The 12339-nt window shown below is 62.7% G+C and carries 10 protein-coding genes; 6 read left to right on the forward strand and 4 right to left on the reverse strand.

Features of this window, described 5'->3' with window-relative positions:
- Positions 1 to 24 precede the first annotated feature (24 nt).
- Positions 25 to 462, reverse strand: a complete 438-nt coding sequence (locus tag MA04_RS11235; protein ID WP_163126538.1) for a DoxX family protein — start codon at positions 460 to 462, stop codon at positions 25 to 27.
- Positions 463 to 655: 193 nt separating this feature from the next.
- On the opposite strand from MA04_RS11235, the gene MA04_RS11240 reads away from it, so the two are divergent.
- The 5 genes from MA04_RS11240 (at position 656) to MA04_RS11260 (ending at position 7101) form a co-directional block, all read left to right on the forward strand.
- Entirely contained in the window at positions 656 to 2332 is a 1677-nt protein-coding gene (locus tag MA04_RS11240) for a VRR-NUC domain-containing protein (protein WP_262460501.1), read from the forward strand.
- Positions 2329 to 4602, forward strand: a complete 2274-nt coding sequence (locus MA04_RS11245) for a helicase C-terminal domain-containing protein (protein WP_262460503.1) — start codon at positions 2329 to 2331, stop codon at positions 4600 to 4602. The genes MA04_RS11240 and MA04_RS11245 overlap by 4 nt, the downstream gene beginning before the upstream one ends.
- A gap of 122 nt (positions 4603 to 4724) precedes the next feature.
- Complete coding sequence (locus MA04_RS11250) at positions 4725 to 5342, forward strand: QsdR family transcriptional regulator (protein ID WP_163126541.1); 618 nt, start codon at positions 4725 to 4727, stop codon at positions 5340 to 5342.
- A 36-nt stretch (positions 5343 to 5378) separates the two neighbouring features.
- Positions 5379 to 6371 (forward strand): 5'/3'-nucleotidase SurE, encoded by a 993-nt coding sequence (surE, locus tag MA04_RS11255; RefSeq protein WP_163126542.1) that lies wholly within the window; start codon positions 5379 to 5381, stop codon positions 6369 to 6371.
- A 16-nt stretch (positions 6372 to 6387) separates the two neighbouring features.
- Positions 6388 to 7101, forward strand: a complete 714-nt coding sequence (locus tag MA04_RS11260) for a hypothetical protein (RefSeq protein ID WP_022995475.1) — start codon at positions 6388 to 6390, stop codon at positions 7099 to 7101.
- 344 nt (positions 7102 to 7445) lie between these two features.
- Here MA04_RS11260 and MA04_RS11265 read toward each other — a convergent pair whose 3' ends face one another.
- Positions 7446 to 8267 carry a PaaX family transcriptional regulator C-terminal domain-containing protein gene (locus MA04_RS11265; RefSeq protein ID WP_022995476.1) on the reverse strand — a complete coding sequence of 274 codons (822 nt, stop codon included), beginning with the start codon at positions 8265 to 8267 and terminating at the stop codon, positions 7446 to 7448.
- A gap of 103 nt (positions 8268 to 8370) precedes the next feature.
- Here MA04_RS11265 and MA04_RS11270 point away from each other — a divergent pair, with 103 nt between their 5' ends.
- On the forward strand, positions 8371 to 9159 hold the full coding sequence (locus MA04_RS11270; protein ID WP_022995477.1) for a crotonase/enoyl-CoA hydratase family protein: 789 nt from the start codon (positions 8371 to 8373) through the stop codon (positions 9157 to 9159).
- Here MA04_RS11270 and MA04_RS11275 read toward each other — a convergent pair.
- Positions 9156 to 10733: a c-type cytochrome gene (locus tag MA04_RS11275; protein ID WP_080530648.1), complete on the reverse strand. Its 1578-nt coding sequence runs from the start codon at positions 10731 to 10733 to the stop codon at positions 9156 to 9158. The two genes, MA04_RS11270 and MA04_RS11275, sit on opposite strands and share 4 nt — an antisense overlap.
- A gap of 467 nt (positions 10734 to 11200) precedes the next feature.
- On the reverse strand, positions 11201 to 12337 hold the full coding sequence (locus tag MA04_RS11280) for a thiolase family protein (protein ID WP_262460509.1): 1137 nt from the start codon (positions 12335 to 12337) through the stop codon (positions 11201 to 11203).
- Between the last annotated feature and the right edge of the window lie 2 nt (positions 12338 to 12339).

Consider the following 12339-nt stretch of genomic DNA (forward strand, 5'->3'; position numbering starts at 1 on the left):
GATGGGACCAAAGGACCGGGTGTTTCAGTCCTCCGGGTAGAGGGCCCGGTCCAGGCTCAGGTTGCCGCCGCCGGAGATCAACAGCGAGACCGAAGCCGCTAACAGGGCGAGACCGAATTCGTAGCCATTGTTACTCATGAACAGGCCGTTGCCGATATGGACGGTGACAATCGCCATCACCATGGTGAAGGCAAGCGCCAGTGCCGCGGGCCGTGTCAGCAGGCCGATCAGTAACAACAAGCCGCCGAAGAACTCAGCCGAACCCGCCGCCAGAGCCATCAGAACGCCGGGCTCCAGGCCGATGGAGGACATCCATTGGCCGGTGCCTTCCAGGCCATGGCCACCAAACCAGCCGAACAGTTTTTGCGCGCCATGGGCCATGAAAATAATCCCCACGGGGACGCGCAGCAGCAGCGGTGCCCAGGTGCTACGAGTCTGCAGAGCGGGTTGCAATAACGTCATGATCGAAAGCCTCTTAAAGGTTGAGAATGGCACGGGCTCGCTGGGCCGTGCGGCGATGGGGGTATTAAAAGGGCAGATGATTCGATGAAAAACAGAGATAATCTGTTTTCTGTGTTCTGATATTTCGATCTTTCGTCAGCGTCGAAGGGCTCAATGGTTGGTACCGAATACTGTCCATTGGTATGCTAATCGGATGACCAGTACATCTCGCCCACTCACTGCCGATCTCACTGATCCGCTCTATTACCTGCGCAACTTCCAGACCGTGCTGGATTGGGTGGGGGAGCGCCATGGTGATCTGCTGGCGCCGGAGGAAATGGCATTCCTGGATGCCTTTCGAGCTTTGCCGGAACCCAGCCGCGCCTTGCTGGCGCGGATGGTGATGCGCAAGGGCGAGTATTTCCGCCGGGACCGGCTGGGCTACCGCGAAGTTGGCGACACGGTTACCGCCATGGCGCCGCTGATCAGCGCGGGCTGGGTTGATGGCGACCCGCTCCTGACATTGGAGACGCTGTTTGCCCTCTGTACCCGTGATGAGTTGAAGTCGGCTTTGCGCCAGCGTCTGGCGGAGCAAGGCCTGGCGCTGTCGGCGCGCAAGACGCTTTGGCTGGAGGCACTGCGGGAAGACGACGATCAGGCCCGTGCCGCGAAGGCGTGGGGCTGGGACGGTGTGCCGGTCTATCAGTTGCGCATTCGGCCACTGTGCGATCGCCTGCGTCTGATGTTCTTCGGCAATCTGCACCAGGACTGGTCCGAGTTCGTGCTCGCCGAACAAGGCACCTTTCTGTATGAAACTGTGACCTTGTCCCGCGCCTCGCGTCCCTTTCAGAGTCGCGAGGAAGTGGATGCCTATCTCGATCTGGCTGCTTGCCGAGAGCAGTTCGATGGCGATGGCGATCTGGAGGCGTTGGAACAGGCGCTCCTGCCGCGCCTGGAAGCGTTGCCGGACAATCCGTGGTTGCGCGAGCGCGGACACAAGTTGTTGTTCAAGGTGGCGCGGGAGAGGGAGCGGCGCGGCGAGGAACAGGCTGCCCTGGCTTTGTATCAGCGATGCCATTACGCCGAGGCCCGTGCCCGTGAGCTGCGGGTCCTGGAAAAAACCGGCCGCTACGTCGAGGCTTACCAATTGGCCCGGACTGCGGAGGCGGAGCCCCGCAACGAAGCGGAGTGGCAGCAGGTGCAGCGGGTGCTGCCCCGTCTGCAACGTAAACTCGGACATCCGGTGCGGCGTGCCGGGGCCATGCCGACGTATCATGAGTTCGAACTGACGCTGCCTTATTATCCGTGGGTGGAACTGGCGGCGAGGAACCATATGCGGACCGCCTCGGAGCCGGTCTATTACGTGGAAAACACCCTGATCAACAGTCTGTTCGGGCTGCTGTGCTGGGAGGCGCTGTTCGCGCCCCTGCCAGGCGCCTTTTTCCATCCGTTTCAAAGCGGGCCGGCGGACCTCTATCGGGACGATTTTGTCAGCCGCCGCCGGGATCTGTTCGCGCGGGCTCTGGCGTGCCTGAACGATGGCAGCTATCGCACCGTGATCCTGCAACGTTTTGAGGAAAAGCAAGGGCGTTTGTCGCCGTTCCTGTTTTGGGACGCGCTCGATTCGGACCTGCTGACTCAGGCATTGGACTGTATTCCCGCCGAGCATCTGCGCCTCTGCTTTGAGCGACTGCTGGCCGATCCGCGCGCCAACCGCTCGGGGTTACCGGATCTGATTCAGCTATGGCCGCGACAGCGCCGTTATCGAATGGTGGAAGTGAAAGGGCCCGGCGATCGTCTGCAGGATAATCAGCGGCGCTGGCTCGACTATTTTCAGCAGCACGATATTCCGGTGGCGGTGTGTCATGTGCGTTGGCGGGAGACGGAGTGAGCCGCTATACCGTGGCGGTGCGCGCCCTGGCGGAATTCACCGCCAAAAGCGGCGACCTGGATTTGCGTTTCACCCCTTCGCCCACCGCTCAGGAGGGCATTGCCGGGCACACCACCGTCACCGGCCGTCGCGGTGAGAGTTATCAACGGGAAGTACCCTTGGCCGGTGACTACCGCCACTTGCATGTGCGTGGCCGGGCCGACGGTTACGATCCCCGGCGTAACCGCCTGGAAGAAATCAAAACCTTTCGTGGCGATCTGGAACGGCAGCCCGCCAACCATCGAGTGTTGCATTGGGCACAGTTGAAGATATACGGCGCTTTGCTGTGCCGTGAGCGCGGCCTGGACCAGGTGGAACTGGCGCTGGTTTATTTTGATGTGGTCAAGCAGAAGGAAACGCCGCTGCGGGAAGTCCACGAGGCGGGGTCCCTCAACCGTTTTTTTGATGAACACTGTGAACGTTTCCTGCAATGGGCGGACCGTGAGCTGGCCCATCGTCAGGCGCGGGATCAGGCCTTGACCGCGTTGGCGTTTCCGCATGCCCGGTTCCGTTCCGGCCAGCGTGAACTGGCGGAGTCGGTGTATCAAAGCGCCTGCACCGGCCGACCGTTGTTGGCCCAGGCCCCCACTGGTATCGGCAAGACCCTGGGGACCTTGTTCCCGCTGTTAAAGGCGGCGCCGGGCCAGGCGCTGGACAAGGTGTTTTTCCTCAGCGCCAAAACGCCGGGGCGAAAGCTGGCGCTGGACGCGGTACGCACGCTCACCGATGACGGCACGATCCCGTTGCGTACGGTGGAAATGATCGCCCGGGAAAAAAGTTGCGAACATCCGGACAAGGCCTGCCATGGGGAATCCTGTCCGCTGGCCGCGGGGTTTTATGATCGTCTGCCCGCGGCCCGGCAGGCGGCTGCCGAGTCGCCGATACTGGATCGGCGGACATTGCGTGAGGTGGCCCTGGCGCATGACGTCTGCCCGTATTACCTCAGCCAGGAAATGGCCCGTTGGAGTGACGTGGTGGTGGGGGACTACAACTACTACTTCGATCTTTCCGCGCTGTTGCACGGGCTCACCACGGAAAACCAGTGGCGCGTGGCGGTGCTGGCGGACGAAGCCCACAACCTGGTGGACCGTGCCCGTGGCATGTATTCCGCCGAACTGGATCAGATCGCCTTTCGCCGCGTGAAAAAACAGGTGCCGAAATCCCTGAAAGGCGCGTTCGAGCGCATCCACCGGCACTGGAACGCGCTTAATAAGGAGATCGAGGAGGCCCAGCCCGACACCGACTATCGCGTTCATGATGATCCGCCCCAGGGGTTTCTTTTCGCCTTGCAGCAGGGCGTGGCGGCGATCACCGATTACCTGGCAGAACAACCGGAAGCTCTGGACAGCGATCTGATCCGTTTCTATTTCGATGCGCTGCATTTCAACCGGGTGGCGGAACGATTCGACAGTGATGCCTTTCTGTTTGACAGCCACTGGCGTGCACCGTCCCGTGGCCGACCCGGTTCGTGTTTGTGTTTGCGCAACGTGGTGCCGGCGGCCTTGCTGGCGCCGCGTTTTGAAACCGCTTCGGCGGCGGTGCTGTTTTCCGCCACGCTCAGCCCGCCCCGTTACTATGCCGATCTGCTCGGGCTGCCGGACACCACCGCTTGGATGGATGTGCCGTCGCCGTTCCGGGCGGAGCAATTACAGGTGCGCATCGGCCACCGCATCTCCACCCGTTACCGCGACCGTCAGGCCTCTCTGGCGCCGATCGCCGCGTTGGTTGGTGATCAGTTCCAGCAGCGCCGTGGCAATTACCTGGCGTTCTTCAGTAGCTATGAGTACCTGGACGGCGTGCTCTCAGTGTTCCGCCGGGCCCATCCGGACGTGCCGGTCTGGTCCCAGGAAAGACGCATGGACGAAGAGGCCCGCCAGGCGTTTCTGGATCGTTTCGAAGAAGGCGGGGAAGGGATCGGGTTCGCGGTGCTCGGCGGCGCCTTCGCCGAAGGCATCGACCTGCCCGGCCGGCGCCTGATTGGCGCTTTCGTGGCGACGCTGGGGCTGCCGCAGATAAATCCGGTGAACGAACAATTCAAGACGCGTTTGGCGGCGTTGTTCGGTGATGGCTACGACTACACCTACCTGTATCCGGGGCTGCGCAAAGTGGTCCAGGCCGCCGGCCGGGTGATCCGCACCGGCGATGACGAAGGCGTGGTGCATCTGATCGACGACCGTTTTTCCCACCCCAGGGTGCGAGCGCTGCTGCCATCATGGTGGCAGTGCGGCTGACACCCTTGCTCACGGCACGCTACCGATAACACGGGGGATGGCAATTGACAGAGGAGGGAAATGACTTCTAGGATGAATGCGACATTTCACAAAAATGACGCATTAAAGAATAAATTTGAAAAATGATGCATAACGATACCCCACTGACCCGCGCCCTTACTCAGCAGGAAGCAAAAGTACAGGCGACGCCACTGGATGCGCTCAAGCTCGCCCGCAAACACTGGCTCGAACATTCGCGCCTCAATATGGGATCACTGGCGGAGGAACTGGGCGTCAATCGGGCGACGCTGTTCCGCTGGGTCGGTAACAAGGACCTGTTGCTCGGGGAAGTTCTGTGGTCGTTCTATCGGGTGCTGTTCGATCAGATCATCGAGGACGCGAAAGGTGAAGGTGGCGAGTACCTGGCGTGGGCCTGTGAGCAGGTAGTGGTGCGTATCATGGAAAACGAGCCGCTACAGCGTTTTATCCGCCAGGACACCGAATACGCAATCCGGATTCTGACCTCCAAGTCCAGCATCATTCAGGGGCGCTCCATCGAGGTCATTCGCGGCCTGCTGCAAAGCGAGGCCGACGCCGGCCGCTGGCGGTCGCCGATCCCACTTGCCGAACTGGCCTACCTGATCGTACGTGTCGGCGAGTCCTTTCTTTATGGCGACATCATCAGCGGCCACGACACCGCCATGCCGCATGCCCGTACCGCCTTCCGTTTACTGCTTGGTGCTCAACAACCAGCTCCATAACACAGACGAATTACAACAAGATCGGGAGAGATCACGATGAAAAAGACAGGTGTTTTTATCACTGGCTGGACAGTGGCGAAATACGCGACGGGAATCGGCGTTCTGGCCTTGTCCACGCAGGCGGCGGCGCTGAACATCATGCTGGTCAATGATGATGGCTGTGCCGCGCCGGGAATCAACGCCCTGGCCGAGACACTGCAAAGCCGTGGGCACACCATCACCATGTACGCTCCGGCAGGGCCGCAAAGCGGTCAGGGGTCGCGGCTGACGCTGCCCAGTGGTGATTGCGGTGTGCGTTTCGAAACGCTGACCTCGGATCTCAAAGGCGATGAGCCCGCCGCTGGCGGCTACTGCGTCAGTGCGGTGTCGGTCTCCAACGGTGAAGATTGTGGCACCGTGGATCATTTGCCGATGCCGTTTCTGGAACTGGGCCAGCGCGTCAGCGCGAGCCCCGCGGACAGTGCTTATGTCGGATTGCGCTTGATGGGGGAGGCGCCGGATCTGGTGGTGTCGGGCATCAACTCCGGAGAGAACGTGGGCAGCTCCACGTTGCATTCCGGTACCGTGGCGGCGGCGGTCTCTTCGGTGCAAAGAGAAGTGCCCGCCATCGCTGTCAGTCTTTCCGTGCGTTCCGATAATTACGCCGCTGCCGCCGCTTTGGTGGCGGACGTGGTGCAGAAGCTGCAGGATAACGCCAAAGGGGACAAGTTGTTGCCACCGGGGATCGCGCTCAACATCAACTATCCGGCGGGCACCCCCAAAGGCCTGTTGTTCACCGACGCCGGACCACACTCCACGTTATCCATTGACCTTCAACCACAGGACGACGGTACCGTTTCCCTGGACGGTTATGTGTTTGATTTTGCCAGTCAGGACATTCCCGCCGAAGAGATCAGTGAGGAAGGTATCGCCCAACGTGAAGGGTACATCAGCATCAGCACGCTCTATGCCAGCTTCAATGGTCCCCGGGCCGCCAAGGCGCTGACCCGGGTTACCCTCCATGGTATTGGCGACGCCGAAACCGATTGAGCCGGAGGGTGGAACGATGAGCGAATTGAAATCCCTTGGCGTTGCGTTGTTGGCGTTGTCGCTGACGGCATGTGGTGGCAACAGCGGTGATCATTCTCCCGCTGGCACGCCGGCGTCCCTGGCTGGCCTCTATCAAGGCGCTTTCTTTGCCGACGACGGCGGCGCCAACTGGATCACGGCTCTGGTACAGGAAGATGGCACCGCGCTGTTGGCGTTTGACGACGAGGCCGATGGCGCCCGGATTCTGCTGGAAGGCCAACTGGATGACACCGGTTTTGACGGCATCGCGGAACAGGACGGAAAGGCGGGCGAACCGGTGCATTTTACCGATGACGATGCCGACGCCGCCGTGGTACGCGGTGAACTATCACTGGGAGACCTCAACGGCACCTTCGTGTTACAGCGCGATGAGAAAAGTATCGCCGACGACCCGCTGGCGGGGGACTACGTGTTCGTGGACGAGAAGGGCACGTTATGGTCGGTGCGCATTAGCGATCAGGGCCTGGTGTCGGCGCAATCGGGCGACTGCGCCTTTGAGGGCAGTGTCACCACGGCGGGCAGTGGTGATCCGGCCTCGCTGGCGCTAACCGCCGGTGCCTGTGGACCCTTTAGCGCCAGCGCCAACGGTGCCCTCTATCTGCAGAACGCGGTTATCGGGGAACGGGACGCGCTGCGGGTGGTGGTGTCGGCTCAACAGCAGCCCCACGACTATTTGTGGTTCCGTGACTAGGGCCTGTTCACCCTATTTCCACCGCGCCTGTTGCGGCTAAAACGTCACCAATCCAGGCACGAGGAGAGAAGTTTGGTGATTCCAAATGAACGACGAGTAACGCGGAGTGGTGACGTTTTAGCCGCAACCCGAAGGGCTGGAGCCCTTTTTACCTCCCGCGTCGTTGTCGGTTGCTCATTTGGAATGACCAAACCGCGCGCCCTCCGCCTGGCTGGAGGCAAAAAAGGGCATCCAGCAGGCGCGATGGAAATAGGGTGAACAGGCCCTAGCCGGGGCGGATAAGCAGGAATCCGGTGGGGCCGTGTCGGAAGTGGCGGTCCTGCCGGGGTTTCCCCCGCCGTTGATCAGCCGTCTTCCAGGAACCGCGCCCACAACGCTTTGGCTCTGACCTGATAGGCGCGCACCTGATCGATCAGACGATGACGTGCATCGCCGCCCATCAGGGCCTCGGGCAGCAGCGGATCATGAATGATCAGGCGAATGGCGGCACGCCCCAGCAACAGACTGTCGCGGGCAGCCTGTGCCAGTGGCAGCGTGTCCAGGGTCGCCTCGCTGGTTCTCAAGCGTTGGCCGATAGTCTCATAGGCCGAGGTCATTGCCCGGGTATCCCACTGTGCCCGAATCAGCGTTTCATCCTGCCCGGATAACGCACTGACGCCAAAGACCCGTGCCGCCGGGGCCAGGCCCAAGCGTTTCAAATCCTCCCGCACCGTCGCGACGCCACCGATCAGGTTGTCCGGGCGCAGCCACAGGCCGCTGTTCGCCAGGGCACGAAATCCCCTCAACGCCAACGCCCGTTCATGACGGCGCCAGGCGACTTTTTCCCGTCTTGGCACGGCGGCGTCGATGACACCGATCCAGCCGCCATCCCAGGCCACCGCCTGTTGCTCCTTGCGTAGCCAGTTGCGCACATCCTCGATAAGAGAATTGCCCTGGGGATTGAGCGCGTAAATTCCGCGCGCGGGGCTGGTGATCTTGCCATGACGCAGCAAACGATTCACCGCCACCCGCACGTTCTGCGGCCGCAGGCCGCAGGCCTCGCCCGCCCGGCACAGCGCGGCGATCGACAGCTCCCGGGCATCGTGGGTGGATAGCAGATCAAGCACCAGATCCGAAGCGGTCGGTTCCATGCCTTCAATGTAACTGATTTTTCCTATGTTGGACATTTAGTGAAATATATCCTAGCTTCGAAAAATTGCATTTTGGTGCGGCAAATGGCGCGCGGCGCATGCCTCAAAACCGTACAGACCTCAAACCAGGAGACAACCCATGTCCAATTCGCCGGTTATCACCCACACCGAGGGTGCGGTTCGCACGATCATCATTAACCGCCCTGATAAACGCAATGCCGTGGACCGGCCCACCGCCGACGCCCTGCGTGCTGCCTTTGAAGCGTTCGAACAGGATGACAGCGTTCATGCGGCGGTACTGGCCGGGGCCGGCGGCAACTTTTGCGCCGGCGCCGATTTGTCCGCCATGGGCGATGAGCAGCGCCGCAACGAAGTGGAACCCGAAGGCACCGGTCCTGGCCCCATGGGTCCCTCGCGCATGCTGCTGAGTAAACCGGTGATCGCGGCGGTGTCAGGTTATGCCGTGGCGGGCGGCCTGGAGCTGTCACTGTTGTGCGACTTGCGCGTGGCGGAAGCCTCGGCGGTGTTCGGTGTGTTCTGCCGCCGCTGGGGGGTTCCGCTGATTGACGGCGGTACCGTACGGCTTGCTCGAATCATCGGCCAGGGGCAGGCACTGGACATGATTCTCACCGGTCGCCCGGTGCAGGCGGATGAGGCGTTGCGCATGGGGTTGGCCAACCGGGTGGTGGCGGACGGCGACGCCCTGGTCCAGGCCCAGGCCCTGGCCAGGGAGATCGCCGCGTTCCCGCAACGGTGCCTGCGCGCGGACCGCCTTTCCACCTATCAGCAGTGGGATCACGATCTGACGGAAGCCCTGCGCCGTGAAGGCGCCGGCGGCTATCCGGTGGTATTCGCCGAAGCCATCGCCGGGGCGCAACGCTTCGCCCGGGGAGCAGGGCGCCACGGCAGCTTCGACGATCACGGCTAGCGGCCGGTGGTCCTCTCCTTGCGCCATTGCTCCAGGGTTCCCGGCGCGCCCAGGTGATAGCCGTTCACGGTTTTACCGTAGTAATCCATGGCCCGGTTGCCGTGGAAGTCTTTAATGGTGGCGTCGAGATCCCCTTTGAAGCGCGGGTCCTGTGGCCGTGGCTGGCTGGTGATGAACGCGGCCAGATCCCAGGCCTGCTGTACCGACAGACTGCCCGGTTTGCCCAAGGGCATGTTGGCCTGGATAAAGGCGGCGGCGGTGTTGACCCTGTGCATGCCGGCCCCCCAATTGAAGGCCTGATCTCCCCACAGCGGCGGGAATTGGTAGCGGCGTTTCGCCAAAGCGGTGCCCTGGCCGTCGTCGCCGTGACACAGCGCGCAATGCTCCGCGTACAAGCCGGCCCCCCGTTCCGGTGAGAACGGCTGCGCCGGCTTGTCCAGTTCCGGATAGCCCCGGCCCGGCAGAGCTTCCCCGGTGGGGGTGCTCTTGGATTGCCAGAACATGAAACTCATCAGATCAACAATGACCTGACTGTCCGCCGCCGGCGCCTGTCCCGCCTCGGAGGCCTGGGCGTTTTGCGAATAGGTGAAGCAACCCTGAAGGCGTTCCGCCATGGTGTTCACCTTTTGGTTCTTGCCGCGCCAGGCCGGGTACTGTCCCCAGGCCGCCCACATTGGTGCGGCGTTGGCCTGGCGGCCGTTGTTCATGTGGCAGTTGACGCAGCTCTGGCTATTGCCCACGTAGCGGCCGGCTTCGGCATCGGTGCTGGTGTGGCGGAAAATATCCGCGCCGCGACGCACCGAGGCACCGAATTCGTTATCGGGTAGATCCTCCAACAGCGGCGGCTGGAAGTAATTGTTGAGGGCGTCGGCGACACGGGGTGCCGGATCCGGCCGGGCATGCTCCGGGATCTCTCCAGTGGTGGGCAGGGCGGCGAGATAGGCGGCGACTTCCTTGATTTGTTGCTCGGTCATGGCGTTTGCCACCGCTGCCATCAGCCCGCCGGCGTCGTTTTTGCGTTGCCCGCTTTGCCAGGCCTTGAGCTGGGCTTCCAGATAACCGGCATGTTGCCCGGCCAGCGCCGGGAAGTGGTTGCCCACCCCACGGGCACCGTCACCATGACAGGCGACGCAGGCGGGCTGATTGGCCTGCCAGTGTCCATTCACCACCCAATCGCGCCCTGGCAAGGCAGCGGCCTTGTCGCTGCTTTGCTGATCGGTTTGACCGGAGCCGGCATCGAGGCCGGCGTAGTACTCCGCCACTGCCTGGATCTGCTCGTCGCTGAGCGCCTTGGCGATCGGCGCCATGATCGGATTGGCGCGCTTGCCGCTGGCGAAGTCATGCAGTTGCTTGGCCTGATAGTCGGCACTGAGGCCGGCCAGGGAAGGGAAGCCGCCGGCCGCGTTGCCGCGGCCATCGGTGCCGTGGCAGGTGACGCAGGGTGGCGCGCCGCTGGCGCCCTGACGGGCCAGGGTTTCTCCGGAGTCGGCGCCGCGAGCCGCGAGGGCTGAAACAAACAGAAAGGGGATCAAGCTGAGGCGTAGCGCCCGCTTGCTGGCAAGTGAAGCTGGCATGACGGAACTCCCTGGCGTGCGGTCAGAGCGAAGGTCCTGACCGAAAAAGCCCACAATAAATGTATTGATATAAGCTTATATTAAAACGCGATTAATAATGAGGCAAAGGAGTTGACGCAAAATCTGGCTTGGGGGCTTGGGGTTCCCTCTGCACGGCGCTACAGAACCGCTGTGGGAGCCAGCCTGCTGGCGAATACGGCCGGCCCTCCAGCGTGACCCATTCGCTTGCAGCGGCCCGCCGCCCGGACAAGCTCCCACAGCGGCCTTGTAGCAATGTCTGAATGGAGGCTCCAAAGACCTTAAAGATGGCCGCCATAAAAAGCCCCCGGCGACCCCGGTGCCACGGCCGTGGAGAGGACGATGGCGGAGCCATCACCGTGGCGTTGTCTCTGGCGCGTAGTGGGAACGCCAGGGACGCCGGGTCGTCGGAGTAACGGACGAAAAGGTGGGCGCCCGCGAACGGGCTGTTACAGGGCCTCCAGGATGGTGGCGATGCCCTGGCCGCCGCCGATGCATTGGGTGGCAAGGGCGTAGCGGGCCTTTTCCCGCCGCAGCAGGGTGGCGGCTTTGCCGGTGATGCGCGCGCCGGTGGCGCCCAGGGGGTGGCCAAGAGCGAGCGCGCCGCCGTCCAGGTTCACGGTATCCGGGTTCAGTCCCAGATCGCGGATGCAGGCCAGGGCCTGGGAGGAGAACGCTTCGTTGATTTCCACCACGTCCAGTTGCTCCACACTGAGACCGGCCCGTTGCAGTGCCTTGCGGGTGGCGGGAATCGGACCTAGCCCCATCACCGTCGGGTCGCAACCGGCGGTGGCCACGGCGCGGATCCGGGCGCTGGCCGGCAGATTGTGGCGCTGGGCGAAGTCATCGCTGGTGACCAGCACGGCACTGGCGCCATCGGTGAGCGGTGAAGAGGTGCCGGCGGTGACCACGCCGTTTTCATCAAACGCCGGCGGCAGTTTCGCCAGAGCTTCCAGAGAGGTGCCGGGACGGATGCAGCCGTCGTCTTCGATCCGGTTCGCGCCCGTTCCCGTATCGATGGCGATGATTTCATCGCGCAACAGACCGCCGTCCCGCGCGGCGGCGGCCTTGCGGTGGGAGACCAGAGCCAGTTCTTCCTGCTCGGGCCGGTGGATTTCATAGCGTTGCGCCACGTTCTCGGCGGTGCGTCCCATGGACACGTAAGCGTCGGTATGTTCCCGCAACCAGGGGTTGGGGGAGAAGTTGAAACCGCCCTGGGGCACCATGGACATGCTTTCCACGCCCACGCACAGGTAAGCGTCACCGATGCCCGCCTCGATCTGGGCGGCGGCAATATGGATTGCGGACATGGACGAGCCGCAAAAGCGGTTGATGGTCATGCCGCCGACCTCCCGGGGCAGGCCTGACAACAGCCCGACGATGCGCGCCATGTTGTTGCCCTGGGCGGCCTCCGGGTAGGCGCAGCCAAGAATCACGTCCTCCAGCTGCGACGGATCCAGATCGGTACGGGCGAGCAATCCCTTCACCACCTGGGCGGCGAGATCATCCGGGCGTACTTCGGCGAGCGCCCCTTTGCGGGCGAAGTGGAACGGGGAACGGGCGTAGCCCGCGATAACGGCTTTCATGA

The sequence above is a fragment of the Alloalcanivorax balearicus MACL04 genome (assembly GCF_025532145.1).
Lineage (GTDB): Bacteria > Pseudomonadota > Gammaproteobacteria > Pseudomonadales > Alcanivoracaceae > Alloalcanivorax > Alloalcanivorax balearicus.